Source organism: Atlantibacter hermannii, from assembly GCF_009907385.1.
Taxonomy (GTDB): Bacteria; Pseudomonadota; Gammaproteobacteria; order Enterobacterales; family Enterobacteriaceae; genus Atlantibacter; species Atlantibacter hermannii_A.
In genome coordinates, this window is sequence record NZ_JAAATR010000002.1 from 119388 (window position 1) to 145606 (window position 26219).

Here is a 26219-nt window from a genome sequence, read left to right on the forward strand (position 1 = left end):
TCGTCTGCGTTATTACGGTGGTTGAGGGAAAGCTTATTAGCTGCTATGAAATCAATAAAGATGCCTCGCTGCGCATCACTGTTTCATTAATAACAACAATAAGCCCAACCGATGGATAAAATTCACGCAATGCAGTTGTTCATTCGGGTGGCGGATCTGGAGAGTTTTTCCCAGGCCGCGCAAACACTCGGACTCCCTAAAGGTAGCGTATCGCGCCAAATCCAGGCGCTGGAAAATGCGTTAGGCACGCGGCTATTGCACCGCACCACGCGGCGGGTGCAGCTCACCCAGGACGGCATGGTCTACTACGAGCGCTGCCGCGACTTGCTGGCCAATCTGGAAGAGCTCGACGGGCTGTTTCTGCACGATCCCTCCAGCGTCAGCGGGCGTCTGCGCGTGGATATGCCGGTTGGCATCGCAAAAAATCTGGTGATGCCAAAATTGCCCGCCTTTCTGCAACAGTATCCGGGGATTGAGCTGGAGCTGAGCAGCAGCGACCGGCTGGTGGACGTGGTACGCGAAGGGTTCGACTGCGTGGTGCGCGTCGGCCATCTGAAAGATTCCGGTCTGGTGGCGCGCCCGCTCGGTAAACTCACCGTCGTCAATTGCGCCAGTCCGGGCTATCTGGAGCGTTTTGGTTTTCCGGAACGGCTGGACGATTTAGCGACCCATGCGGTGGTGCATTATTCCACGCACTTCGGCAGCCGCCCCCAGGGGTTTGAATATGCGGTGGATAAGCAAACCCACTGGATAAAAACCGGCGGCATCTTAACGGTCAACAGTACCGAGACCTACCAGGCGGCGGCGCTGACCGGGCTGGGCATTATTCAGGTGCCGCGCGTAGGGATTAAAGACGCCCTGCGCAGCGGGACGCTGATTGAAATCCTGCCCCAGTACCGGCCGGAACCGATGCCGGTGTCGCTGCTTTATCCGCATCGACGCAATCTGTCGCGGCGGGTGCATTTGTTTATGGAATGGTTAGGCGGCGTGATGAAAGGTTACGTTGATTAACGTAAGTCTATACTTTTCCCATGATGCTTATCACTGACAAGGAATTGCGTTCAATGACAACACCGGAGAACACCCCGAAACGCCCAACCAACGATCTGGACTATAAGCCAGTGCCACAACTGGATACCCGCTCTGAAGAGGCGAAAAAAGATCAGCCTGAACAGGGTGATAGTCATGAAAAAGGTGAGGGGCCGATTGCGAAGGTCACCGAGACGGTGGAAAAACTGGAGCGCCGCCCGATGATTGCCCACCTGATTCGGGCCACGGAGCGTTTTAATGACCGGCTCGGTAACCAGTTCGGCGCGGCGATAACCTATTTCTCTTTCTTATCAATGATCCCGATTTTGATGGTGTCATTTGCGGCGGCGGGCTTTATCCTGGCGTCGCATCCGACGCTGTTGCAGGATATTTTTAATAAAATTCTGATGAACGTCAGCGACCAGACGCTGGCAACCACCCTGAAAAGCACCATCAACACCGCCGTGCAGCAGCGCACCACCGTGGGCATTGTCGGTCTCGCCGTGGCGCTCTATTCCGGGGTGAACTGGATGGGTAACCTGCGCGAGGCCATCCGCGCCCAGTCGCGCGATGTCTGGGAGCGCAACGCTCAGGACGAAGAGAAGTGGTGGGCGAAATATCTGCGCGATTTCGTCTCGCTGATTGGCCTGCTGGTGGCGCTGATCATCACCATTTCCATTACCTCCGTGGCCGGCTCGGCCCAGGAAATGATCATCCGCTGGCTGTATCTCGACTATATCCCGTGGCTGAAGCCGGTCTGGCAGCTGATTGGCCTGGCGATTTCCATGTGCGCCAACTTCCTGCTGTTCTTCTGGATCTTCTGGCGGCTGCCGCGCCACCGTCCGCGTAAAAAGGCGCTGATCCGCGGCAGTATTCTGGCTGCCGTGGGGTTTGAGGTGATCAAAATCATTATGACCTGGACGCTGCCGTCGCTAATGACCTCGCCTTCCGGCGCGGCATTTGGATCGGTGCTGGGGCTGATGGCGTTCTTCTATTTCTTTGCCCGTCTGACGCTGTTCTGTGCGGCGTGGATCGCCACCGCAGAGTACAAAGACGATAAGCGGATGCCGGGTAAACCCCACCGTTAATCAGGCCGGGCTGGAGTAAAACGCAAAAAACTTCAGCCCGGACCAGCGTTTTAGAGGATAAATCCATTCCGTAACTTTTATTTAACCAATTTCTGGTTTTTCATGCTGATTTGAAATTTGTGTGAAGCATTTCATAGAAGTGAAATGGCGAGCATGAAAATTATCCTCTTTTTGCCGCTTTTCTGAACAAGTTCACGTTTTGTGGCGCATTGAAATGTGGCTTTTGCTATGCGTAATATGGAATTTCGTTTCACATAAATAAGAAAAAAATATGCAAGCATCCATCACCACATCCGTTGATCACGACGCACCTCCGGTTAATTCGCGCAGTAAAGTGGTTGTCGCCTCGCTCATTGGCACCGCCATTGAGTTTTTCGATTTCTACATTTATGCCACTGCGGCGGTTATTGTTTTTCCTCATATTTTCTTCCCGCAGGGCGACCCGACTGCCGCTACGCTACAGTCGCTGGCGACCTTCGCCATCGCGTTTGTGGCGCGTCCTATCGGTTCCGCCGTGTTTGGGCACTTTGGCGATCGCGTCGGGCGTAAAGCCACGCTGGTGGCCTCGCTGTTAACCATGGGTATTTCCACGGTGGTGATCGGCCTGCTGCCGGGCTACGAAACCATTGGCGTATTAGCGCCGCTGTTGCTGGCGCTGGCGCGTTTCGGCCAGGGTCTGGGCCTGGGCGGCGAATGGGGCGGGGCAGCGCTGCTGGCCACTGAAAACGCGCCTGCCGGGAAACGCGCGCTGTACGGCTCCTTCCCGCAGCTGGGCGCGCCGATCGGCTTCTTCTTCGCTAACGGCACCTTCCTGCTGCTGTCGTGGGTTTTGACCGATGAGCAATTTATGTCCTGGGGCTGGCGCGTGCCGTTCGTGTTCTCTGCGGTACTGGTGCTGATTGGCCTGTATGTGCGCGTCTCTCTGCATGAAACGCCAGTGTTCGCGAAAATCGCCAAAGCCAACAAACAGGTGAAAGTGCCCCTGGGTACGCTGCTGACCAAACATCTGCGCGTCACCATCCTCGGCACCTTTATCATGCTGGCGACCTATACGCTGTTCTATATCATGACGGTGTATTCCATGACCTTCAGTACCGCGGCGGCTCCGAACGGGCTGGGCTTTCCGCGTAACGAAGTGCTGTGGATGTTGATGATGGCGGTTATCGGCTTTGGCGTGATGGTGCCGATTGCCGGCGTGCTGGCGGATAAATTTGGCCGCCGTAAGAGCATGATCGTGATCACCACGCTGATTATTCTGTTTGCGCTGTTCGTGTTCCCGCCGCTGTTGCAGTCCGGCAACCCGGCAATGGTGATGGCGTACCTGCTGATTGGCCTGAGCATCATGGGCCTGACCTTCGGCCCGATGGGCGCGCTGCTGCCGGAGCTGTTCCCGACCGAAGTGCGTTACACCGGAGCGTCATTCTCCTATAACGTGGCGTCGATCCTGGGTGCGTCCGTGGCGCCGTATATCGCCACCTGGTTACAGGCGAACTACGGGCTGTTTTACGTGGGGATTTATCTGGCATCGATGGCGGCGCTGACGCTGATTGCGCTGCTGCTGACCCATGAGACGAAACACCAGTCGCTGTAAGTCCTGAAAGGGCGCAGGCCGCGTGTCGCCTGCGCCCATCCTGCTTTAGATTTTCTCTTCCGGCGTGGCAATCATTCGGTTCAGCCACGGCACCATCAAGCCCATCACGATCGATACGCCCAGCGTCACCAGGCCAATTTTACTGAATACCCCGGTATAAATCGGCAAGGTTTGCAGCGGATCGGTGATCCCTTCGGGAACGGCGGTAAAGGTAGCGACGTAACCGCCCAGCAGGAACGCGGCGGCCTGAGTCAGAAACCACATCCCGAGAATAAAGCCCATCAGGTGCTGCGGCACCAGCGCGGCGACCATCGCCAGCCCCAGCGCGCTGATCAGCAGTTCGCCCAGGCTCTGGAACAGATACACCAGCACAATAAACCACGGTGAGGTCAGCCCCTGGGCGTCGGCGAACCACATGCCTGCGGCAGCGGCAGTCAAGAAACCGAGGGCGCACAGAAACATCCCGAGCGTAAATTTCATCGGCATGGTCAGGTCTTTGCCCCGGCTGCCCAGCCGGGTATAAATCATCGCCAGCACCGGGCTTGCCACCACCACCCAGAACGGGTTCAGCGCCTGGAAGCTCACCGGGTTAAGGGTGAAGCCGAGGATCTCATGATGGACGTTGTTAATGGCGAAGAAGTTCAGCGAGGTGGGCATCTGGGCGTAGAGGATGTAAAACAGCACCGCTTCCAGCATCAGAATAAACGCCACAAACATCTTGTTGCGACCGGTTTTATCCAGCCGGAACGCTTCGCGGAAGAAGAAAATAATCACCACGATGGACAACACAATCAGCACCAGATTGGCGACCTGCACGTTATGCATCAGCCAGGCGCAGAGGAAAATCATGGCGACCGTGCCCACCAGCACCAGCAGCAGGTTTTTGAAACTCATCGGCGCGTGGTCCGGCTCGGAACCGATGTGCTTCACCATGCCCCGGCAGGCAAAATAGACCAGCAGGGCGATAATCAGTCCAATGCCGCACAGGTTATACGTTACTGCGTAGCCGTAACGCTCGGCGATCACCGGCGCCAGCGACAGCGACAGCAGCGACCCGATGTTGATCGACATATAAAACAGCGTAAAAGCGCCGTCGAGACGCGGGTCTTTGGGAGGATAGCATTTGGACAGCAGGCTGGCGGGGTTAGCCTTGAACAGCCCGTTGCCCACTGCGATGGTGCCTAAGGCGATGAAAATCAGGTCAGGCTGGTGTAGTGACAGCCCGGTCATAAAATACCCGACGGCCAGCACAATCGCGCCCAACACCAGGGTGCGTTTGGTGCCGAGCAGGTGGTCGCCCACGTAGCCGCCGATAGAGATCAGTCCGTACACCAGCGCGGCAAACGCCCCAAAGGTGACGAAAGCTTGTTCCTGCGAGAAGCCGAGCTGCTGGACGAAGAAAACCGCCAGAATGCCCTGTACGCCGTAGTAGCCAAAGCGCTCCCACAGCTCGACAAAGAAGATCATAAAAAAGGGTTTCGGCTGTTGCAGTAAACCGACAGGTGCAGTGTTGTTCATTTTTACGTTGCCTTAAGGTGACGCCAGTAAAAGTATGTACGCGGCCTCAGGATCGCGCCGCCATGCCATTTATCGGCGAGTAATGCCGAATAAGAGCGTTAAAGCAGGTTATTGTATTGTCTAAAAACGATCGCAGCGGCAGATCACACTAATGAATTTATTGAAGTCAGTGATTTACGTTGGCAAGGCGGAAATAAAAACGCCCGCATTAGCGGGCGTTGGGGGTAAGAAAGGACGATTATTCCTCTTCTTCGTCGCGCAGCGGCACAATCAGCATATCAATGTGCACGGTGTTTATCAGCTGGCGGGCAGACGACATCAGTTTGCTCCAGAAATCCTGGTGATGGCCGCACAGCACTAAATCGACGTCGTATTTTTTAATCGCGTCAACCAGCACCTGGCCCAGGTCGCCGCTGCCGCTGAGGGTTTCCGCAATCGGGTAACCTGCATTGGTGGACAGCTCAGTCAGCGCGTGGTGGGTTTCTTCAGAGATGCGTTTCTGCATATCGCCCAGATTTACGTCGATGAGGCCGGTGTAGAGATCGGAATAATTTACATCGACATGAATCAGTGAAACTTTGGCGTTATACGGGCGTGCCATGGAGACGGCTTTTTCGACCAGCACTTTACTTTCTGGGGAGAGGTCGACTGCGATAAGTATATGTTTGTAAGCCATAATTTTACTCCTTCCATAAGATGTCGATGACAATGGATCAGACAACGCTTTAGGTTATCGATGATGTCCTTGCCCCGCGTCCTGCATACCGCTCTCGCGGGAACCTGAAACGATATCCTTTAGCCTGAAGCATGAGGATATAGAAAGACTTAAGCATAACGGTCTCTTTTTACCTTATCGCCCAGGAAGAAATCCGTCAATCCGCTGCATCGGCATTCATTCTAAATCGAAATACAGTTATCACGAATGATTGACCAGAACGATGTGGCAAAAAAATAACCTGATCTTCTACACTATTAAATGAGTCACTCGGGTAAATAAATGTGAACCCGATCGACTTTTGGTATCTCTCTCATTTGGAACGAGTTGACTGACTTGGTATCGGGGGTGCGGTTGTCCCGGGGAGTGACTCCGTGGCTATCGCCGGGGAGGTGTTATGATAAGCACTGTTGCGCTGTTTTGGGCCTTATGTGTGGTATGCGTCGTCAATATGGCACGCTACTTCTCATCGTTGCGTGCGCTGCTTGTGGTGCTTCGTGGTTGTGATCCCTTGCTCTACCAGTATGTAGATGGCAGCGGTTTTTTCACATCCCATGGTCAGCCAAATAAGCAAATGCGACTGGTCTGGTACATTTATGCTCAACGTTACCGCGATCATCATGACGACGAATTCATCCGCCGCTGTGAGCGAGTCCGGTGTCATTTTATATTAACCAGTGCGTTGTGCGGCCTTGTAACGGTCTGCCTCATCGCCATGATGATATGGCACTAATAAAAAAAGCGGGCAAAGCCCGCTCTTTTTTTAATTGCTCGCGCTGTCAGATAAAGTGCAGCGAAATCCAGTACAGCGCGCCGGAGAGGGCAATTGAGGCCGGCAGGGTGAACACCCAGGCCATCAGAATGCTTTTCACCGTGCGGCTCTGCAATCCGCCACCGTCAACCAGCATGGTGCCCGCAACGGACGACGACAGCACGTGCGTGGTGGAAACCGGCATACCGGTATAACTCGCCACCCCGATAGAAATCGCCGCGGTCATTTGCGCCGACATCCCCTGAGCGTAAGTCATGCCTTTCTTACCGATTTTCTCACCGATGGTGGTGGCGACGCGACGCCAGCCGATCATGGTGCCGATACCTAATGCCAGCGCCACCGCCATAATGATCCACACCGGTGCGTATTCGATGGTGTAGAGCAGGTCGGCTTTCAGCTCTTTCAGGTAGCGTTTGTCGTCTTTAGAGGTTTCCGGCAGGCCAGCCACTTTGTCGGCGGTATCAGAGATACACAGCAGCATACGGCGCATATGGCTGCGCTCTTCAATGCTCAGCTTGTCGTAGCTCTCAAGGCCGGTCAGCATGGTTTTGGCGCGTTGCAGGGCCAGCATGGCGCGGTTCGCGTCACAGTGGAATTCCTGCGGTTGGCTCTTCACCTCTTCCGGCGTCGGGATCACCGGATTCATATCAATCACGTGCTTGATGGCTTCGCCGTGCTGCTGGAAATAGCTCTCAACGTGGTTGATGGCGTCGCGGGTACGAGTGATGTCGTAGCCAGAGGCGTTCATGTTGACCACGAAGCCTGCGGGCGCCACGCCAATCAGCACCAGCATGATCAAGCCGATGCCTTTCTGGCCGTCGTTAGCGCCGTGAGAGAAGCTCACGCCAATGGCTGACAGGATCAGCGCGATACGGGTCCAGAACGGCGGTTTTTTCTTGCCGTCTTTTTTCTCACGCTCGGCAGGCGTCAGGTGGATACGGGCGCGTTTTTTAGTGCCGCTCCAGTAGCGACGCAGCAAAAACACCAGACCGCCTGCGAACACCAGACCGACAACAGGAGAAATAATCAGCGAGCCGAAAATGTTGATCACTTTCGGGATATTTAATGCATCGACCACTGACGTGCCGGTCATCAGGGCGTTGGTTAAACCAATGCCGATAATCGCGCCAATCAGGGTGTGGGAGCTGGACGCCGGCAGACCCAGATACCAGGTGCCGAGGTTCCAGATGATCGCCGCCAGCAACATAGAGAACACCATGGCCAGGCCATGTGCGGAACCTACGTTAAGCAACAGATCGGTGGGAAGCATATGAACAATGGCATAGGCTACGCTTAACCCGCCCAGCAAAACGCCGAGGAAGTTAAACACCGCTGCCATGACTACTGCCAGTTGCGAACGCATCGCTCGCGTGTATATAACGGTTGCAACTGCGTTCGCTGTGTCATGAAAGCCGTTAATGGCTTCATAAAACAGGACAAAGCCCAGAGCAAGCAAAAGCAAAAGGCCGGTATGAAGATCCAGGCCGGCAAATAAATGTAGCATAGACGTTACGCCATCTTGAGGACATGAACGCGCCGCATTATCAGGGACTTTCGCGGCAGGGGCAAAGTGAAATATAGACTTTTTTTGATGCAACGTCGCTTAACGTCAACGATTGAAAAGATTTACCCTTTAAAAAACAACTGGCTGCATTCTTGCAAAGGCATATCGCTGGTGCGACCAGCTAAGAAACTTTACAATTCGCAGCCTTATTTTCAGGGGAGCAGGGTGTGGAACAGTTTGATGCAGTGATTATCGGCGCAGGCGCGGCGGGGTTATTTTGCGCGGCCCAGGCCGGGCAGGCGGGTTTACGGGTGTTGCTTCTCGATAACGGCAAAAAGCCGGGGCGCAAGATCCTGATGTCCGGCGGCGGGCGCTGTAACTTCACCAACCTGTATGTCGAACCGGCGGCCTACCTGAGCGCCAATCCGCATTTCTGCAAATCCGCCCTGGCGCGCTACACCCAGTGGGATTTTATCGATCTGGTGGGAAAATACGGTATCGCCTGGCATGAGAAAACCCTCGGTCAGCTGTTTTGCGATGACTCGGCGCAGCAAATTGTCGATATGCTGATGGCGGAGTGCCAGAAAGGCAATGTCAACCTGCGCCTGCGTAGCGAAGTGCTGAGCATTGAGCGCGACGAGCAGGGTTACCTGCTGACGCTCAACGGCGACAGCGTGCGGACGGCGAAACTGGTGATCGCCAGCGGCGGGCTCTCGATGCCGGGGCTGGGCGCGTCGCCGTTTGGCTATAAAGTGGCGGAACAGTTTGGCCTGAAAGTCTTGCCGACCCGCGCCGGGCTGGTGCCGTTTACCCTGCATAAACCGCTGCTGGAGGCGCTACAGGTGCTGTCCGGCGTCTCCGTGCCGTCAGTGGTCAGCGCCCAGGACGGCACTCTTTTTCGTGAAAACGTGCTGTTCACCCACCGTGGGCTATCCGGCCCGGCCATTCTGCAAATTTCCAGCTACTGGCAGCCGGGTGAAAAGGTCACCATTAATCTGCTGCCCGATAGCGATGTGAATGCGTTTATTGATGAGCAGCGCAACGCGCACCCCAATCAGAGCCTGAAAAACACGCTGGCGATACTGCTGCCGAAGCGGCTGATCGAGATCCTCCAGCAGATGGGGCAAATCCCTGACTGTACCCTGAAGCAGCTTAATGCCCGCCAGCAGGAGGCCCTGGTCGAACTGCTGACCGCCTGGCAGGTACAGCCGAACGGCACTGAAGGCTATCGCACCGCCGAAGTCACGCTGGGCGGGGTGGACACCCACGCGCTCTCCTCGCGCACCATGGAAGCCCGCGACGTGCCGGGGCTTTATTTTATCGGCGAAGTGGTGGACGTTACCGGCTGGCTGGGCGGGTATAACTTCCAGTGGGCCTGGGCATCGGCGTGGGCCTGCGCCCAGGCGTTGAAGAAAGAGAAAGCGTAACCGCCTCCTCCCTGTGCAGCATAAAACGAAGAACGCGTTATGCTGCACGTAGGTCATTCAGGCTGGTGGGCAAGCATGCTGTATGCGCTTCTTTAACGTTTGATACCAACCGGCGGGATTTTTCAACTCAGTTTCCATCATGCGATGCATTCTTTCACACGTAAATCCGGCAGCGAGTACGGTTTCGAGCCCCTGATCGTCTGCCGTAATATGCAATAATTGTCTGTCAGATAGTTCAATGTTTTGCTTAACAAGGGTCTGTAAAAGCAGACCAAAGTTATGATGGATTGCAGGGTTATTAAAATCTCTTCGGTGCTGGAAGTCTATAATAATATCATTATTCGCACTTTTGTTATCGATATAAAGCGACCAGTTAATCATTCCAGTATTGAGTATGGCTTCGACAGTCTCAGAAGAGGAAGTTGTGAAGATATAACTCACCAGGCTTTGCCAGAGTGGTTCATCGGGCAAGAGATAATCAGGCGTAAGCATTAATTCTTTTACTAATTGTTCTTTTTTATTCATTGCCGCCAATTCTTTTAACATCAACAAACGATCTTCTGGCGGTTTTTTATTCCAAAAAAAAGCAATGACTTCATTGTCTCTGCTATTAATAATATTTTGATGGACAGCGTCAGTAATCAGTTCCGGTATGATGGGGTAAATAAGATTGGTTAGCGCAAACAGTGCGGTCCGTTCATTTTGACTATACTGAAAATTATAGGTTTTGGGGACGAGAGGGTTATCCTCGATAAGGATCTCGCGATGATGTTGAGCACGGTATTCAGATCCGATTAACTGTTCGCTAAATATGCGTACGGCATTAATATTATTGGCCTGAAACGCGATATAAAAGGGCGTATCCCCGTTGCTGTAACTAAATTCGCCAGCGGCGAGTGTGACTTCATATGGTGAATTTACCTGGTCAGTTAAATACTGTAAAACCTTAACAGGAGTGGCAGGGTCCGCTGCAGCCAGTTTTAATAACTTCTCCCGCGTAGCAATCCCCTCGAACAACGCCAGTTCGCGTGTATTGCCATGGCTGGCTCTCGCCAGGACCCTGAGCAACAGGCGCTTTTCCCATGCCTCGCTGATCTCTGTAAATCCGCGGTTATCTTGCATGTAATGGGTCATCGACACTGTTAGCGTCAGGCAAAGAATATGGCTGGTAATAATGACCCGTAACGTATTGCGCAAGTATTTGTTTCCCAATGGCGCAAGGCACAACAGAAGTGAGAAGCAGCAGGAGAAGATTAGGCCTAACCTCAGTGCGAGGAGATCCAGTTCCAGCCATAATAAAAAAATAATGCCGGTCAGCATCACCAATAGTTGCGGAATAATGAGCCGCGTGAGGGCGATTTGACAAAACCTTGACGCCATAGAATTCGATAAATACACGATAAATATTATAAACAATATCATGGGGGAGCTATAGAGCGCCGCAATAATCAAAAAATCAGTCAGTGTAAAGCCCATTCACACATCCTTAGTTATGTTTAGAACCCTGTGATGACGAGAATGTAGTGAGCATTTGTGTGTTTATTGTGAAGTATTGGCAATATGGCCCGATGAGGTTTTGTATGAGACGCAAAAGAAGTTTTAATGCAAATGTTAGTATGATGTGAAAATTATAATGGATATATTAAATATAATGAAATCAATGAGTGAATAATCAGATCTTGAGATTATAAAAATGAAAATTAACTAACAAAATCCTGAATAATCGGATTTTATAAAATTCTGCCTGTTCAATAAAAAACAATTGAATAGTTCCGTTTTAGCATATTCGTAGCAATGTTATAGCATCTTTTAAGATTTAATTCAGAACAAAGCTTCATAAGGAATGAAGCGCTGTTTTATTTTTCACAAGCTTAAGTAAAATATATTTTCTTATTTTTACTTTTTAAAAAAGTCCTCTCCCGATTTGGGAGAGGTTGTTAAGTTCGTTACTACAAAGGTTATTATTATGTTTAAGATGAATTTTACCATTCCTCTTTCAGTATTTATTGCGCTTTCATGCGGAAGTGTGAACGCTGCCGATAAAAGCACGGCATTTGATGATGCGGTAGCGAATTTAGCCGGCGCGCAATCGTTCAGGGATGCGGCTCAGCGTAATTACAAAACCCAGCTTAATGCTGCTCATCATGCGCAAGCCGCCCAGCAGGATGCGTTGAATAATTATAATAACGCAACGCCTGGTGACGATCGGTTGGCTGCGGGCGCACCCCTGAATAAAGCGACCCAGGACGCCGATGACGCGCAGCATGCCGTGCAGCAAGCGCATCGTGACGTACAATTTGCAGAAGCCATGATTGAGAAAACGCAGAATCAGATAAATGGTACGAATTACCGTACCCAGATTCAGGCACTCCAGGCGACAATGATCGGGCCCCAGACGCCTCCGCAACCCATCCAGCAGCAGACGCCTCCGCAGCCCACTCAGCAGCAGACGCCTCCGCAGCCCACCCAGCAGCAGACGCCTCCGCAACCCATCCAGCAGCAGACGCCTCCGCAACCCATCCAGCAGCAGACGCCTCCACAACCCATCCAGCAGCAGACGCCTCCGCAGCCCACCCAGTTGCAGACGCCTTTGCAGCCCACCCAGCCGCAACCGACTCAACCGCAGCCGCAGATCCCTGTGCAACACTATACTGCCGCGCTCCCCGGCGTGACCGACACCATTCAACAGGCGGCATCCAGTCTGCCGAAAAATATCCCTGTCGATGTCACTCTTGGCGATAAAGTGTTACACACAACCGTCGGTGAAATCGCCAAAGTCAATCCACAGGCGCAAATCAGCATGCCGTTCGTCAGTGCGTTTACCCCCTCAACACGCAGAGGGAATAATAACGCTACCGGCAATAACGGGATGCGCGCAGGCCATGAAGGCCGCGGTGCGGATAACGCGCATTCCCATGCGTTCGGCGGCCACGGTTACGGCCATGACAACAGCCGTTCAGAAGGATTTGGCGGGCATTCCCACTTCCATTAATTCACCAAACGGGCAATAAAAAACGGCGCCTTGATGAAGGCGCCGTTTTGTTTGTAAAGCCCGCTCATTACTCCTGAGCGTCTTCCGCTTTCTGCACTTTGCGATACCAGCGCGGGTGGTGTTTAGCCGCCCAGCGACGGCTGACTTTGCCTTCGATCATGCCTTTGATCGATCCTTTGACCCAGAACGCCATATACATATGGATCAGGATCGCATGGATCAGCACGATGGCCGCCAGCGCGTGAACCAGCAGGCTCCAGCGCACCATCCACATGGGGAAAAAGTGCGTGAAGTAAGGACGCCAGATAATAATGCCGGTCACCAGCAGCACAAAAATCATGCTCATGATGCTCCAGAACATCATTTTCTGTCCGGCGTTGTATTTGCCCACGTCCGCCACATGGTGTTCGTTGCCTTTCAGCACTTCCACAATGTTCTTCAGCCACGGCAAATCCTGCTTGTCCGGGATGTTATGTCTGACGAAGCGAACAAACATAAACATCAGCGCGAAGAAGATCAGCACACCGAAGAAGGGGTGCAGAATACGCCCCATCTGCGGCGTCCCGAAGGTTTGCGTCAGCCATTGCAGAGTCGGGAAAAACAGCGCGATGCCCGATAACGCCACCAGGAAAAAGCAGATCACCACCGTCCAGTGACACGCCCGGTCGATAAAGCTGGTCCGAACGATCATCTTACTTTTCTTAGTCATGGTGCTCCTCCTCTTCGTCGTCATCGACTTCCTTGTTCGGACCGACGCCCACATAGTGGAAAATCAGACCGGCGAAGGTTGCGATAAAGCCCGCAGCGGAGAGCGGTTTGAGGATCCCTTTCCACAGGCTAATCGGCGTATCGATTTGCGGATCTTTCGGCAGGCCGTGATACAGCTCCGGCTGGTCGTTGTGGTGCAGCACGTAAATCACGTGAGTGCCGCCCACGCCCGCCGGATCGTAAATACCCGCGTGCGGGTAACCGCGTTTTTTCAGCTTCTCCACGCGCTCGCTCGCCACTTCCAGCATCTCTTTTTTGGTGCCGAAGTGGATTGCGCCGGTGGGGCAGGTTTTCACGCACGCCGGCTCCTGGCCCACGCTCACCCGGTCGACGCACAGGGTGCATTTGTACACCCGGTTGTCTTGCGGATTGAGGCGCGGCACGTTGAACGGGCAGCCCGCGATGCAGTAACCGCAACCGATGCAGTGTTCCGACTGAAAATCGACGATGCCGTTGGCGTACTGGATAATCGCACCCGCAGACGGGCACGCCTTCAGGCAGCCCGGATCTTCACAGTGCATACAGCCGTCTTTGCGGATCAGCCACTCCAGCTTTCCGTTGGCGCGGGTTTCGCTAAAGCGCATCACCGTCCAGGCTTTGGCGGTTAAATCCGTCGGGTTGTCGTAGACGCCCACGCAGTGACCGACCTCAGCGCGGATGTCATTCCACTCCGAGCACGCCACCTGGCAGGCTTTACAGCCGATACAGGTGGAGACGTCGATAAGCTTCGCGACTTCTTCCTTGAAGTCACGCGCCTGAGGCGGCGGGGTCATTCCGTTGGTGGCGGAACGTTTAATAATGTCCTGAGATTGCATTGACATGAGTTCGCCCCTTACGCCTTCTCAATGTTAACCAGGAACGCCTTGTACTCCGGCGTCTGTGAGTTAGCATCACCCACCGGCGGCGTCAGGGTGTTCGCCAGGTAACCTTTGCGCGCGGTGCCTTCAAAGCCCCAGTGCAGCGGAATACCCACGGTTTCAACCTGCTTGCCGTCCACGTTCAGCACCTGCAGACGCGGCGTCACCACCGCAACCGCACGGATAAACCCGCGCTTGCTGCTGACCTTCACCGTATCGCCGTTCGCGATGCCTTTCGCTTTCGCGAGGGTTTCGCTAATCTCCACGAACTGCTCCGGCTGGGCGATGGCGTTGAGCAACGCATGCTTGGTCCAGGTGTGGAAATGCTCGGTTAAACGGTACGTGGTGCCCACATACGGGAACTCGCTGCGATCGCCGATACGTTTGGCGTCTTCCGGCAACAGGCGCGCCGCCGGGTTGGACACCACGTTCGGGTGCAGCGGGTTAGTGCCAATCGGCGTTTCCACCGGCTCGTAGTGTTCCGGGAACGGCCCTTCCGCCATTTTGTCGATGGCGAACAGGCGGCCCAGCCCTTCCGGCTGCATGATAAACGGACCGGTGCCGCTGCCTGGCGCGGCGGTGTTGTAGTCCGGGATATCGTTCCCGACCCACTTGCTGCCGTTCCATTTGATCAGCATGCGTTTGCTGTCCCAGGGTTTACCCATCGGATCGGCGGACGCGCGGTTGTAAATGATGCGGCGGTTAAGCGGCCATGCCCAGGCCCAGCCCAGCGTGTTGCCCAGACCGGACGGATCGCTGTTGTCGCGGTTCGCCATCTGGTTGCCTTTCTCGGTCCAGCTCCCGGCGTAAATCCAGCAGGAAGATGCGGTGGTGCCGTCGTCGCGCATCAGTGCAAACGAACTGAGCAGCTCGCCTTTCTTCGCCAGCAGATTGCCGTTCGGATCGTAAAGGTCCGCCAGCGCCACGCCGTTGTTCTCTTTCGCCACTTCCGCCGATTCCGGATGATCCGGGCGTTTGTACGTCCAGCTCATTTTCAGCAACGGTTCTACGCCTTTGCCGCCTTCGCTGCGGTACATCTCGCGCAGACGATGGTACAGGCCGGCGAGGATTTCCCCGTCATTCAGCGCTTCGCCCGGGGCGTCCGCCGCTTTCCAGTGCCACTGCAACCAGCGTCCGGAGTTGGCGATGGAGCCGTCTTCTTCCGCAAAGCAGGTCGATGGCAGACGGAACACCTCGGTCTGAATGTTCGCCGGATCGACGTCGTTCATGTCGCCGTGGTTCTGCCAGAAATTACTGGTTTCGGTAACCAGCGGGTCGATGACGATCAGGTACTTCAGCTTGCTGAGGCGGCTGACGATCTTATTTTTATCCGGCAATGACGCCACCGGGTTAAAGCCCTGGCAGATGTAACCGTTCACTTCGCCGCGATCCATCATGTCGAAGTACTTCATGGCGTCGTAAACCTGGTCCCACTTCGGCAACCAGTCATAACCCCACTGGTTCTCTTTCTGCGCATCATCGCCGTAGAACGACTTCATCAGGCTGACGAAGAACTTCGGATAGTTGCTCCAGTAGTTCACCTGATTCGGCAGCGTCGCTACCGGCGTATTGGCCTTCAGATAGCTTTCCAGATCGGCTTGCTTCTCCGACGGCAGCGTCAGGTAGCCCGGCAGGCTGGTGGACAGCAGGCCGAGGTCGGTCAGGCCCTGGATGTTGGAGTGACCGCGCAGGGCGTTCACGCCGCCGCCCGCCATCCCCATGTTGCCGAGCAGCAGCTGGATCATCGCCATAGTGCGGATGTTCTGCGCGCCGACGGTGTGCTGCGTCCAGCCAAGGGCATACAGGAACGTGGTGGTCCGGTCCGGGGCGCTGGTGGAGGCCAGCACTTCACACACTTTCAGGAAGTCCGCCTTCGGCGTGCCGCAGATGTTCTCCACCATGTCCGGCGTATAACGGGAAACGTGCTGTTTCAGCAGGTTCCAGACGCAGCGCGGGTTGGTCAGCGTCTCGTCGCGCAGGGCATAGCCGTTTTCGTCGAACTGATAGTTCCAGGTGGTTTTATCGTATTTACGTTTTTCCGCGTCATAGCCGCTGAACAGACCGTCCTCGAAGGAATAGTCTTCGCGCACCAGCAGGTTCGCGTTGGTGTAGTGCTTAACGTATTCGGCGTTAATCTTGTTGTTTTCGATCAGGTACAGCAAAACCCCTGACAGGAAGGTAATGTCAGTACCGGAACGGATAGGGACGTAGAGATCGGCAACCGACGCCGTGCGCGTAAAGCGCGGGTCGACCACGATCAGCGTCGCGTCATTGTTGTTTTTCGCTTCCATCGCCCAGCGGAAACCCACCGGATGCGCTTCAGCGGCGTTACCGCCCATCACCATCACAACGTTGGCGTTTTTGATATCAACCCAGTGGTTGGTCATCGCACCGCGACCAAATGTTGGAGCAAGACTTGCTACCGTTGGTCCGTGTCAGACGCGCGCCTGGTTATCTACCGCCACCATGCCTAAGGAACGAGCGAATTTCTGGGTCAGCATCCCGGTTTCGTTGCTGGCGGCAGACGCGCACAGCATGCCGGTTGTGGTCCAGCGGTTCACCGTGGTGCCTGCCGCGTTTTGCTCGATAAAGTTAGCGTCGCGGTCCGCTTTCATCAGCCGCGTGATGCGGTTGAAGGCGTCGTCCCAGCTGATGCGCTGCCATTTATCCGAGCCCGGCGCCCGGTATTCCGGGTAGCGCAGACGGCCTTCGCTATGAACGTAATCCAGCAACCCTGCGCCTTTCGGGCACAGCGCGCCGCGGCTCACCGGATGGTCCGGATCCCCTTCGACGTGGAACAGCGCGGATTTCGCGTTCATCGAGCCGTCGCCGAGGCTATACATCAATAATCCGCAGCCAACGGAACAATAGGTACAGGTGTTGCGGGTTTCGGTAGAGCGCAACAATTTATAGTCGCGAATACCCGCCAGTGCCGTCTTGGGCGCAAATCCCAGAGCGGCAACGGTGGTACCTGCCAGGCCACCGGCGCAAATCCGGAAAAATTGCCTGCGATTCACATCCATTGTTTACCCCATGTGATGGTGAATGTTTTTGTTTTGAACCTCATTCCTTAACCAAAAACAGACGTTATTTTTCTGTTCATCTTTATTGGTCAAGGGTGATGCCAGTTAAATAATCCCGCCGCTAACTAAAATTAATTACTCATTAATGGTTAGTTATTGGCCGGAGAAATTTCCCGGGTGTTGGGTGTAGGAAAAGCACCACATTGCAGAAATTGCCGTGCGAAAATTATCACAGGCAAAAACGTCTATTTTTGTTCAAGGTCAATTTGTAGGATGAGTGTTACTGAGGGGTGGGCGTTTTGTGATCTCAAATAGCGTTGTTAAAACGGGTTAAATGTTGACCATAAGGTAAAAAAACGCCTGATACAGACTATTAAAATCCGCGAATAACTATTAATGCTACGTAATCCTATGAAAATTATCGCATTTAAGTTAAATCTTTCATGGCGATTTTTTTGGCGAAAACAGCAAGGTATTTAGGGGAGAAAAATTATACTTAAAAGGGAGTATTTAACGAGGGTAAATTATTCATCCCCTTTGCTTTTTTTAATTAACGACGAAATGTTAAATATCCAAAACTGCCATCAATATCTGAAAAAATAAATGCTTCCTGAACCCCTGATATTGTTGAAAGCAGGCTCTGTAAATTTTGAAAATAAAATGATGGCCAGAACCGTTGTGACTCGATTCAGCGCTGCATAGTTTATTTCATTGATGCGGACAGGGGAGATGCGGATAAATCGCCCTGCCCAACGACTCCGGGAAGGTTCGCCAGGCAAATGCCCAAAATTTTACGCCAGGCAAAACGCGCCCTGACGCCCTGATTTGAATCCCTTATACTGGCGAAAAACGATTAAAAAATTATCAACTTCGTGATTCGGCAGGGATAAGAATGGAATCAATCGGCTTTTTTGGGCAACTCTCGCATCAGGTTGTGCTTTCGGCGCCGCTGTTTTTATTGATGGCAACCGGTTATGGCATCGGGCGCTTCGCCGGCTGGCCGGATTCCGTGGCGGAAGGGCTCAACCGCTTCTGCTTTACCGTGGCGCTGCCGTGCATGTTGTTTAAGGTCATGAGCAAGTTCTACGAAAGCCCGCCGGTTGACATGCGCTTATTGATCGCCTTTTTCGGCAGCTGCTTCGTGGTCTATTTCATTGGCCGGCTGGTGGCGAAACATCTGTTTCATCTGGACGCGGTTTCTTCGTCGGTGTTCAGCCTCGGCGGGATTTTCTCCAACAACGTGATGCTCGGCATTCCGGTGGCGATTATCCTGCTGGGGCAATCCAGCCTGCCCTCGGTGGCGCTGGTGCTGGTGTTTAACAGCCTGATCCTCTGGACGCTGGTGACGGTCTCGGTGGAATGGGCGCAAAGCGGCAGCTTCTCTCTGCGCGGCATCATGAAAACGCTGCTTAACGTGGTGCGCAACCCGATCATTATCGGCATCTTCACCGGCTTCGCCTGGAGCCTGCTGCATCGCCCGCTGCCGTATGTCATCGATTCGCCGGTGACCATGCTGGGCCAGGTGTCCGCGCCGCTAACGCTGGTGACGCTGGGCATGAGCCTGGCGCGCTATAAAATTCGCCACGGTCTGCGGGAAAGCGCGGCCATCAGCATTTTAAAATTAATCGTCATGCCGCTGATGGTCTGGGGCGCGGCGATTTTACTGCATCTGCCGCAGCAGGAAAGCCAGGTGGTGGTGCTGCTGGGGTCGATGGCCGTTGGCGTTAACGTCTATCTGATGGCGCAAAAATTCAATGCGCTCCAGGGCGCAACGGCGACCAGCATGTTGCTGACCACGGTGCTTTCCACGGTGACCACGCCGTTGCTGATGCTGATGATGGCGCGCTTTTATCCCTAGCGACGACGCAGTGAGATTTCGGTTAAGTGATTATTTTATCTTGATTTTAACCCAGTCACGCCGCTGAGATAAAACTGTCACAATTGCCTCATACCCTAAGATAATTCTTACGGTAATGAGTTATCACCCATCATGGATTTACCTCTGGCAATGGTTTCTTCGTCACGTGAGCTGAACGCGGGGATGCTGCGTATCGTGGTGCCGCACGTGACGCCCTCGTCCAATAACCAACAGGTTATGGCGCTGTTTAATCAACATAAATCGTTGATTGGCCTGCCGGTGCTGGAGCTGAACCGGCCTGTCGGCATGATTAACCGCCATATTTTCCTCTCCCAGATGAGCCGCCCGTTCTTTCATGAACTCTACGATCAGAAAAGCTGCATCGCCTTTATGGATAAAACGCCGCTGATCGTCGAGGCCGACGCCGGGCTGGATTATCTGGCGGATCGGGTGATCGAAACCGGCGATAAGGCGGTGACGGAGGGGTTTATCCTCACCGACGACGGTCATTATGTGGGTATCGGGCTGGGCATCGACCTGATTAAAACCGTGTCCGAACTCCAGGCGAAGCAGCATCAGCAGATTATGCAGAGCATTGAGTATGCGCGGGTGATCCAGGAATCGATGCTCAACCGCTCGCGCCAGTCGATGGAAAGCCATCTTGATGACTGGTGCCTGTACTGGCATCCGCGCGATTGCGTGGGCGGCGACATCTACGCCTTTTACCCGTTCGAACACGGCTGGCTTCAGGTGGTGGCGGACTGTACCGGCCACGGCGTGCCGGGCGCGTTTATGACCTTTATTTTCTCCTCGGCGCTGGAAAAAGCGCTGACCCTGGTGCCGCCCCACGAGCCGGAGCGCCTGCTGAGCATCATCAATCAGCATATTAAACAGACTCTGAGCCAGCTTCATCCCAGCGCCGGGAAAAGCCAGTCCAACGACGGCTGTGACGCAATCGCACTGTTTGTCGACACCGACAACCAGCAGCTGATTTGGGCCAATGCGCAGATGCACGCCTTTCAACTGGCGAGCGACGCGGATGCAGTGGCCGTACTCGGCGGCAACCGCCAGGGCCTGGGCTACATCGACACGCCGTCCGACTATCAGTGGCAGCGCCATCAGTGTCCGCTCAGGCGCGGCGATCAACTGCTGATTGTCAGCGATGGTGTTACCGATCAGATTGGCGGCGAGCGCGGGATCATGTTCGGTAAAAAACGTATCCAGGCGCTGCTGTTGCAGGAGCGCGAGCGGCCAATGACGCAACGTTCCGACGCGCTGCTGGCGGTGCTAAAAAGCTGGCAGGGCGAGCAAATGCGCCGGGACGACATGACATGGTTTGGCTTTCGCTGGTGAGACACAGATGAAAATGAACGACATTCAGGTAAAAGACGCGGTGCTGATGCCTCTGTTCGGGCTGTCGCGCCACAGCGACGTCGCGCTGTTTTATACCGGCTATTTTTCCCAACAAAACATTATTGCGATGGGGGAGGTGATTCGGGTCTGGCTGGATAAGCACGAATCCTCTTCGGCGATCCGCCGTCGGCTGTTTTCGGTATTTGTCGAGATGGGGCAAAACATTGTCCGCTACTCGTCAGATGAACGCTATCTGTGTACCGGGCAGGAGGAGTTGCGCTTCGGCTCGCTGTGCTTCCACACCGATCATCGCCACTACTACCTGGAAACGGCCAATCTGGTGGGCGAGGAGGAGTCCTCGCTGCTCCAGACCAATCTGGACGTCTTGCGCACCATGACTCAGGACGAAATTAAACAGGCCTGGAAGCAGGGCCTGCGCAGCGAAGCGCCGCCGACCAGCAAGGGGGCCAATATCGGCTTGCTGACTATGGCGCGAGACACCAGCGAACCGCTGGAATATCGCTTACATCCACTGGCGGCCAGCCCGTTGTCCGCCTTCCACCTGAAGGCAACCTTTTGCCATGACTGATACTACGTTAACGCCGTCCATTACGCTTGCCGCCACGCACTCCACGCCGGAAGTCCATTTTGACTTTGCGGCCTGCCGCCTGATGATGAAAGGCGAAGCCTACCCTGAAAATGCCGCCGCGTTTTTTCGCCCGCTGCTGGAAGCGGTTGAAGCCTGGCTACAGGAGCGCGCCGCCGTGACTCAGCCCGTGGAGGTTCACGTGGCGCTGAGCTACTTCAACAGTTCCAGCACCAAGCTGCTGTTTGAATTATTCGACTGTCTGAACCGCTTTGCCCAGGCGGGTAAACCGTGCCATCTGCACTGGTACTACGACGCCGGGGATGATATTTCCGAAGAGTTCGGCCAGGAATTGAGCCTTGATTTCCCGGCGCTGAACGTCACGCCCATCGCGGATTTGAGCGCATGCTAGATATTAACGAACTGTTCAGGGATGAATTTTCGGTGCTGGAAGAGGCGCGGGAAGCCGCCGCGAATACCTCGCTGCCTGCGGACGCCTGCCGCGAAGAACTGCTGGTGCTGGCCCTGCGCTATCAGCGCCTGATCCGCGAATCCTACCGGCTTATCTCGCGCAGCGACCGCGCGGAGCGCGAGCTAAACCGCATCAACGAGCAACTGCAACAGCTGGCGAAACAGCTGGAATACGAAGCCACTCACGATCCGCTCACGGCGGTGTTTAACCGCAGCGCGATCATCACTCAAATCAACCAGGCGTTAACCCAGGGCAACGTAGCGCTGATCCTGCTGGATATCGATCATTTCAAACGGATCAACGATGCGCACGGCCACCCGATGGGCGATAAAGTGATTTGCTCGCTGGTGGCGCGGGTTCGCCGCGCGGTGCCGGAATTTGCCGCCATCGGCCGGGTAGGCGGCGAAGAGTTCACCATTCTGCTGCCCAACGCGCGGATTGAGGACGCCATGATCACGGCGGGTTATATTCACGCGTCATTAAACGCGTCGCCGCTGGATGCGCTGCCGGGCCAACTGGTGACTGCCAGTATTGGCGTCAGCCTGGGTTTACGCGGCAGCGATTTTGAATCGTTATACGGCGCGGCGGATACCGCGCTCTATTCCGCTAAACACCGGGGCCGAAATCAGGTGGCGCTGCACGATGCTTTTTTTCGCGGGGTCTGTGAAACCCGGACACTCAAAATTTATTCAGCCTGAACAAATGATGCTTTTCTTTTTTTAGCCAGCCGGCTGGTTTATATATCACGCCGCCTTTGCGCAGGATCAGGCAAAGTTTATTGCCAATGCGTACCGGGAAAAACAGATCGTGTATCGCGCCTTTTTTATGAACCAGCCAGTGCGAAACCATAATAATCTCCATTACCAGGTTGATGGTTAAGTATCAAAGTGTTAACGGAAACAACAAAACGTGAATCTGATTCACGTTTATTTTTAGAATGAAGCGTCATTTTGTGTATCAGAACAATCCTGAACCCCGCGCAAAAATAAACGAAGCGGTAAAGCGCGACCGCAGCGAGAATAAATTTTGGGTATGACAAATCCGCCAGCCTGGACCATACTTTTTAGGCTGAAAATATTTCATCAGAATATATCGACCGTCAGTTCAGGCAATCATTGAGGAGGCACAATGAAATTATTCGCTAATTTACACGTAGATGAAAAAGAAAAAGACGATCCGACTAATGCGCCAGAATCGGGTGATAAAAAACCCGAACAGAAATAACGCTCATAAGCTTATGCCACCGGGATCTCTCCCCGGTGGTTCACCTTATTTCACTTAGGTGATGAAAGAATTTCATTTTAATAGAATTTTTGCTTTATTTTCATGCCACTATCCTCCGTTTACACCTAAAAATCACGCCTTTATCCCTTAATTGATTATGGCTTTTATGCGCATACTCCTCTGACTACTTTATTTCTTAGTCAGGCTGGTTGTTATTTCCAAAAAATTAAAGGTATTCTGAGACGGCTTTCACTCGCTACACTTAGCTTATCTCCTTAGTGTGTCTCCTGGGCAAAAGGACTTGATTTGATGCTTTCGACGTTAATCTACCGGAGTCGCTTACATTCAGGATGCAGTCCTGAACAATTACCGCCGCTGGTGGCCAGGGCGCAGGCGAAAAATGAAAGCTTACAGGTCACGGGCATCCTGCTTTTTGACGGTACGCATTTTCTGCAAGTGCTTGAGGGACCACTGGAATCGGTTAATTTGCTGTACCAGACCATCCGCCAGGACCCCCGGCACGACAGCGTGGTGGAGCTGATGCGCGATTATGCGCCGCGGCGGCGCTTTAATAATCTGGGCATGGAGTTAATCGACCTGCGCAGCGCGCAGCAAAGCGCGGTGTTCCGCACGCCCGCTATTAAACGTTCGCGGTTTTTCGACCTGGCGGGCGAAGATCGCGTTTATAAGTTTATTAAAGCCTTTATTAAAGGCGACTGGAAAACGCTACTCACGCACAGCACCGAACCGCGCGACTGGTCGTTTATCCAGGACAGCCGCGCCTTTGAATCCATTACCGTTCCGCTGGCGTCGGCGCAGCCCTGCCAGTTTGCGTTGCAGCCTATCGTCGAGCCGCTGGAAGGCAAAATCAGCTCCCTTGAAGCCCTGATCCGCAGCCCGGACGGCGGTTCTCCCCAGGAATATTTCAACGCCATTCCGCACAATAAGCTGCACGAGGCCGATCTCTACTCCAAAGCCTGGGCTTTTGCGCTGGCCAGTAAAATCGGCATTGGCGACCATAAAATTTCCATCAATTTGCTGCCGATGTCGCTGGTGACGGTGCCGAACGCGGTGAATATTTTGCTGGAGCAGATCGCTCGTAACGGCCTGGTGCCGGAGCAGGTGATTGTCGAGGTGACGGAAGATGAAGTGATTTCCCGCTTCGACGCCTTCCAGGTGGCGGTGCGCGAGCTGCGTTCGGCTGGCATCGGCCTGGCGATTGACGACTTTGGTTCCGGGTTTGCCGGGCTGTCGCTGTTAACCCGCTTTCAGCCGGACAAACTCAAAATCGACCGCAGCATCGTCAGCGATATCCACGTGCATGGACCAAAACAGGCGATTGTCCAGGCGATCCTGAGCTGCTGTTCGGCGCTGGAAATCAGCGTGGTTGCCGAAGGCGTGGAAAAGGTCGAAGAGTGGTGCTGGCTGGAGGCCGCTGGCGTACAGCGCTTTCAGGGCTTTTTATTCGCCAGACCGGTGCTCAATGGCGTGCCAAATGTGGTGTGGCCGGAAAGGGTACTGTAACGTATCGCCGCCGTTACGCGCATGGCGCAACGGCGGCCAGGGTTACTCGTCGTCTTTCACCCAGAAGCGGTTTCCGGCGATGCCGTCCGCCGCGCAGATCAGCGCCAGATGGCTTAAGCCCTGCGGCACGTTGCCGCGCCATTCACCGGTGCGGACGTCGAACATCTCATTAAAGGTTTCGACGTTGCCTTTATCGCACAGTGTTTCCAGGATCTGATTCATATAATCGCGCGCTTTTTGCCGATCGCCCAGCCGCGCCCAGGCTTCCACCAGCCAGAACGAGCAGGCGACAAAGGTGCTTTCTTCGCGCTCGACTTCGCTGTAGCGGTAGAGCATCGGGGTGCCGTGCCCCAGCTCTTTGACCATCGCGTCATAGGTGGATTTCATGCGCTCCGGGTTAACCTTCAGCCCGTAATACCACACCAGCCCCAGGGCGGCGTCGAGTTTGTCGGTCCCGGCGTAAAAGGTATAGGCCTGCTTTGCCTCAGACCAGCAGTGGTTCTCGACCCAGTCGCTGATGCGGGTTTTTTCCCGTTCCCAGCGGTGCAGCCAGGTGGTCTCGATATGGCCTTCCTCCGCCAGGCGGATGGCGATATCCAGCGTGATCCAGCAGGCGATTTTCGAATGGGTGTAATGGCGGCGTTCGTGCAGCTCCCAGATACCGGAATCGTCCTGCCGCCACAGATCGGCGCATTCGTTGGCGAGCTTGGTCAGCAGGCGCGCGGTCGTCAAATCCAACACGTGCCCGGCGTTGACGAACAAAAACGCCGTTTCCAGCATATCGCCATACATGCTGAGCTGCTGCTGGCTCTGGGCGTTATTGCCGAGCCGTACCGGCTGAGAACCCATATAGCCTTCCAGCGGCAGGAATTTTTCGTCCGGTACGATATCGCCGTCAAGGGTGTAGCAGGCCCGCAATGACCCTTCATGGCGAATAATGGTGTTGGTCAACCATGAAAACGCCGCTTTACACTCCGCCAGCGCGCCGATAAACGCGAAGGCTCGAATAATCAGACAGGCGTCGCGTATCCAGGCGTAACGATAATCGTAGTTCTTGATCCCGCCAATACCTTCCGGCAGCGAAGTGGTTGGGGCTGCCGCCAGCGCGCCGGTCGGGGAGTAGAGCAGGAATTTCAACGCCAACGCCGAGCGGTTGACGTGGGTTTTGAATTCACCCTGATAGGTTAAATGCTCGGTCCAGTGCCGCCAGGCGTGATCGCTGTTTTCAATACGCTCGTCAATCGACTCCATGGTCGGCACCGCCAGCGGCTCTTTCTGGCTAACCAGCAGCGCCACCAGGGCGCGTTCCCCTTTAGCGACCCGGAATCTGCCCTCGATCTTTTGGTCATCCTTGAGGGTACATTCCATGTTTTCGGGGGTTCGCAGCATCGCCATCAGGTCGCCGATATGCACCACATCCCCCAGGCGGGAGGGCGCTATCCACGGCGCGCGAGTGCAGGCCGCCGTCCCGGGCGCGAAGGTCAGTTTCAGTTCAACGTCGCCTTCCACCCCTTCAACCCGCCGCGCCAACTCGCACCAGGGCAAGCGTCCGGCAAAAGTGCTGTTCAGGGATTCAGTAAAGCGCACCTCGCCGGATGCGGTTTTATAACAGGTTTCCAGCACATTGCTGTTTTCCCGGTAGCGCCGCTCGGTCCGATAGTCGCCCACAGGCTCTATCTGAAAGTATCCGCCCGACGCCGCGTCGAGGATGCGGTCAAACAGCGGCGGCGAATCCATATTGGGAGCGCACCACCAGTCGATCGCGCCGTCTGGCGCGATCAGGGCGACGGAACGTCCGTCGCCGATGGCGGCGTAATCGCCCAGGCCCGCATAACCGTTAATGCGTGGGTGATGGTGATACGACTGGTTTTTCATCAGGCAATCCCCTTGCGCCAGCGACGGCCGTCGGTAGCGACGA

At 54.5% G+C, this 26219-nt stretch carries 20 protein-coding genes; 12 read left to right on the forward strand and 8 right to left on the reverse strand.

The annotated features are described in order from the left end of the window. Nucleotides 1–111: 111 nt before the first annotated feature. The 3 genes from GV764_RS00875 to GV764_RS00885 all read left to right on the forward strand — a co-directional run bounded on the left by GV764_RS00875 (nucleotide 112) and on the right by GV764_RS00885 (nucleotide 3708). Nucleotides 112–1011: a LysR family transcriptional regulator gene (locus GV764_RS00875; protein WP_161658672.1), complete on the forward strand. Its 900-nt coding sequence runs from the start codon at nucleotides 112–114 to the stop codon at nucleotides 1009–1011. A 53-nt stretch (nucleotides 1012–1064) separates the two neighbouring features. Next, nucleotides 1065–2117, forward strand: coding sequence for an inner membrane protein YhjD (yhjD, locus tag GV764_RS00880; RefSeq protein ID WP_161658673.1), 1053 nt, complete (start codon nucleotides 1065–1067; stop codon nucleotides 2115–2117). A 271-nt stretch (nucleotides 2118–2388) separates the two neighbouring features. Beyond that, on the forward strand, nucleotides 2389–3708 hold the full coding sequence (locus GV764_RS00885) for an MFS transporter (RefSeq protein WP_161658674.1): 1320 nt from the start codon (nucleotides 2389–2391) through the stop codon (nucleotides 3706–3708). Nucleotides 3709–3753: 45 nt separating this feature from the next. Here GV764_RS00885 and dtpB read toward each other — a convergent pair whose 3' ends face one another. Together dtpB and uspA are read right to left on the reverse strand one after the other, a co-directional pair. After that, on the reverse strand, nucleotides 3754–5226 hold the full coding sequence (gene dtpB / locus GV764_RS00890) for a dipeptide/tripeptide permease DtpB (protein WP_161658675.1): 1473 nt from the start codon (nucleotides 5224–5226) through the stop codon (nucleotides 3754–3756). A 238-nt stretch (nucleotides 5227–5464) separates the two neighbouring features. Beyond that, nucleotides 5465–5902 (reverse strand): universal stress protein UspA, encoded by a 438-nt coding sequence (gene uspA, locus GV764_RS00895; protein WP_125292672.1) that lies wholly within the window; start codon nucleotides 5900–5902, stop codon nucleotides 5465–5467. A gap of 436 nt (nucleotides 5903–6338) precedes the next feature. On the opposite strand from uspA, the gene uspB reads away from it, so the two are divergent. Then, on the forward strand, nucleotides 6339–6674 hold the full coding sequence (uspB, locus tag GV764_RS00900) for a universal stress protein UspB (protein WP_161658676.1): 336 nt from the start codon (nucleotides 6339–6341) through the stop codon (nucleotides 6672–6674). Between the two features lie 46 nt (nucleotides 6675–6720). Here the strand turns inward: uspB and pitA are convergent, their stop codons facing one another. After that, complete coding sequence (pitA, locus tag GV764_RS00905) at nucleotides 6721–8217, reverse strand: inorganic phosphate transporter PitA (protein ID WP_161658677.1); 1497 nt, start codon at nucleotides 8215–8217, stop codon at nucleotides 6721–6723. A gap of 227 nt (nucleotides 8218–8444) precedes the next feature. Between pitA and GV764_RS00910 the strand changes: the two genes are divergently transcribed. Then, nucleotides 8445–9644 carry a BaiN/RdsA family NAD(P)/FAD-dependent oxidoreductase gene (locus tag GV764_RS00910; protein ID WP_161658678.1) on the forward strand — a complete coding sequence of 400 codons (1200 nt, stop codon included), beginning with the start codon at nucleotides 8445–8447 and terminating at the stop codon, nucleotides 9642–9644. A gap of 57 nt (nucleotides 9645–9701) precedes the next feature. On the opposite strand, the gene GV764_RS00915 is transcribed toward GV764_RS00910, so the two are convergent. Next, nucleotides 9702–11120 carry a hypothetical protein gene (locus GV764_RS00915; protein WP_161658679.1) on the reverse strand — a complete coding sequence of 473 codons (1419 nt, stop codon included), beginning with the start codon at nucleotides 11118–11120 and terminating at the stop codon, nucleotides 9702–9704. A 550-nt stretch (nucleotides 11121–11670) separates the two neighbouring features. On the opposite strand from GV764_RS00915, the gene GV764_RS21925 reads away from it, so the two are divergent. Beyond that, nucleotides 11671–12636 (forward strand): hypothetical protein, encoded by a 966-nt coding sequence (locus GV764_RS21925; protein ID WP_201743010.1) that lies wholly within the window; start codon nucleotides 11671–11673, stop codon nucleotides 12634–12636. 67 nt (nucleotides 12637–12703) lie between these two features. On the opposite strand, the gene fdnI is transcribed toward GV764_RS21925, so the two are convergent. From fdnI to fdnG, 3 genes are read right to left on the reverse strand one after another with little or no spacing between them, the layout of a single operon-like run. Continuing rightward, nucleotides 12704–13345 (reverse strand): formate dehydrogenase-N subunit gamma, encoded by a 642-nt coding sequence (fdnI, locus tag GV764_RS00925; protein ID WP_161658680.1) that lies wholly within the window; start codon nucleotides 13343–13345, stop codon nucleotides 12704–12706. Next, nucleotides 13338–14225, reverse strand: a complete 888-nt coding sequence (gene fdxH / locus GV764_RS00930) for a formate dehydrogenase subunit beta (RefSeq protein WP_125292667.1) — start codon at nucleotides 14223–14225, stop codon at nucleotides 13338–13340. Before fdxH ends, fdnI begins: the two co-directional genes overlap by 8 nt. Before the next feature lie 11 nt (nucleotides 14226–14236). Further along, complete coding sequence (fdnG, locus tag GV764_RS00935) at nucleotides 14237–17284, reverse strand: formate dehydrogenase-N subunit alpha (protein ID WP_161658681.1); 3048 nt, start codon at nucleotides 17282–17284, stop codon at nucleotides 14237–14239. Nucleotides 17285–18176: 892 nt separating this feature from the next. Here fdnG and GV764_RS00940 point away from each other — a divergent pair. The 6 genes from GV764_RS00940 (at nucleotide 18177) to GV764_RS00965 (ending at nucleotide 24301) form a co-directional block, all read left to right on the forward strand. Further along, nucleotides 18177–19142, forward strand: coding sequence for an AEC family transporter (locus GV764_RS00940; protein WP_161658682.1), 966 nt, complete (start codon nucleotides 18177–18179; stop codon nucleotides 19140–19142). A gap of 132 nt (nucleotides 19143–19274) precedes the next feature. Next, nucleotides 19275–20495: a SpoIIE family protein phosphatase gene (locus GV764_RS00945; RefSeq protein ID WP_161658683.1), complete on the forward strand. Its 1221-nt coding sequence runs from the start codon at nucleotides 19275–19277 to the stop codon at nucleotides 20493–20495. Nucleotides 20496–20502: 7 nt separating this feature from the next. Then, entirely contained in the window at nucleotides 20503–21084 is a 582-nt protein-coding gene (locus tag GV764_RS00950) for a SiaB family protein kinase (protein ID WP_236651808.1), read from the forward strand. Then, complete coding sequence (locus GV764_RS00955) at nucleotides 21077–21493, forward strand: DUF1987 domain-containing protein (protein WP_161658684.1); 417 nt, start codon at nucleotides 21077–21079, stop codon at nucleotides 21491–21493. The genes GV764_RS00950 and GV764_RS00955 overlap by 8 nt, the downstream gene beginning before the upstream one ends. Next, nucleotides 21487–22251 (forward strand): GGDEF domain-containing protein, encoded by a 765-nt coding sequence (locus GV764_RS00960; RefSeq protein WP_161658685.1) that lies wholly within the window; start codon nucleotides 21487–21489, stop codon nucleotides 22249–22251. Before GV764_RS00955 ends, GV764_RS00960 begins: the two co-directional genes overlap by 7 nt. 835 nt (nucleotides 22252–23086) lie before the next feature. Continuing rightward, nucleotides 23087–24301 carry a diguanylate phosphodiesterase gene (locus GV764_RS00965; RefSeq protein ID WP_161658686.1) on the forward strand — a complete coding sequence of 405 codons (1215 nt, stop codon included), beginning with the start codon at nucleotides 23087–23089 and terminating at the stop codon, nucleotides 24299–24301. 42 nt (nucleotides 24302–24343) lie between these two features. On the opposite strand, the gene GV764_RS00970 is transcribed toward GV764_RS00965, so the two are convergent. Then, on the reverse strand, nucleotides 24344–26176 hold the full coding sequence (locus GV764_RS00970) for a glycoside hydrolase family 15 protein (protein WP_161658687.1): 1833 nt from the start codon (nucleotides 26174–26176) through the stop codon (nucleotides 24344–24346). Nucleotides 26177–26219: the final 43 nt, after the last annotated feature.

Bases quoted from the DNA above. Each gene is read 5' to 3' on its own strand.
- GV764_RS00970 (WP_161658687.1), bottom strand. From the start codon at position 26,176: ATGAAAAACCAGTCGTATCACCATCACCCACGCATTAACGGTTATGCG.
- GV764_RS00955 (WP_161658684.1), top strand. From the start codon at position 21,077: ATGACTGATACTACGTTAACGCCGTCCATTACGCTTGCCGCCACGCAC.
- dtpB (WP_161658675.1), bottom strand. From the start codon at position 5,226: ATGAACAACACTGCACCTGTCGGTTTACTGCAACAGCCGAAACCCTTT.
- GV764_RS00950 (WP_236651808.1), top strand. From the start codon at position 20,503: ATGAAAATGAACGACATTCAGGTAAAAGACGCGGTGCTGATGCCTCTG.
- uspA (WP_125292672.1), bottom strand. From the start codon at position 5,902: ATGGCTTACAAACATATACTTATCGCAGTCGACCTCTCCCCAGAAAGT.
- pitA (WP_161658677.1), bottom strand. From the start codon at position 8,217: ATGCTACATTTATTTGCCGGCCTGGATCTTCATACCGGCCTTTTGCTT.
- fdnI (WP_161658680.1), bottom strand. From the start codon at position 13,345: ATGACTAAGAAAAGTAAGATGATCGTTCGGACCAGCTTTATCGACCGG.
- GV764_RS00960 (WP_161658685.1), top strand. From the start codon at position 21,487: ATGCTAGATATTAACGAACTGTTCAGGGATGAATTTTCGGTGCTGGAA.
- GV764_RS00945 (WP_161658683.1), top strand. From the start codon at position 19,275: ATGGATTTACCTCTGGCAATGGTTTCTTCGTCACGTGAGCTGAACGCG.
- GV764_RS00915 (WP_161658679.1), bottom strand. From the start codon at position 11,120: ATGGGCTTTACACTGACTGATTTTTTGATTATTGCGGCGCTCTATAGC.
- yhjD (WP_161658673.1), top strand. From the start codon at position 1,065: ATGACAACACCGGAGAACACCCCGAAACGCCCAACCAACGATCTGGAC.
- GV764_RS00940 (WP_161658682.1), top strand. From the start codon at position 18,177: ATGGAATCAATCGGCTTTTTTGGGCAACTCTCGCATCAGGTTGTGCTT.
- uspB (WP_161658676.1), top strand. From the start codon at position 6,339: ATGATAAGCACTGTTGCGCTGTTTTGGGCCTTATGTGTGGTATGCGTC.
- fdxH (WP_125292667.1), bottom strand. From the start codon at position 14,225: ATGTCAATGCAATCTCAGGACATTATTAAACGTTCCGCCACCAACGGA.
- GV764_RS00965 (WP_161658686.1), top strand. From the start codon at position 23,087: ATGCTTTCGACGTTAATCTACCGGAGTCGCTTACATTCAGGATGCAGT.
- GV764_RS00885 (WP_161658674.1), top strand. From the start codon at position 2,389: ATGCAAGCATCCATCACCACATCCGTTGATCACGACGCACCTCCGGTT.
- GV764_RS00875 (WP_161658672.1), top strand. From the start codon at position 112: ATGGATAAAATTCACGCAATGCAGTTGTTCATTCGGGTGGCGGATCTG.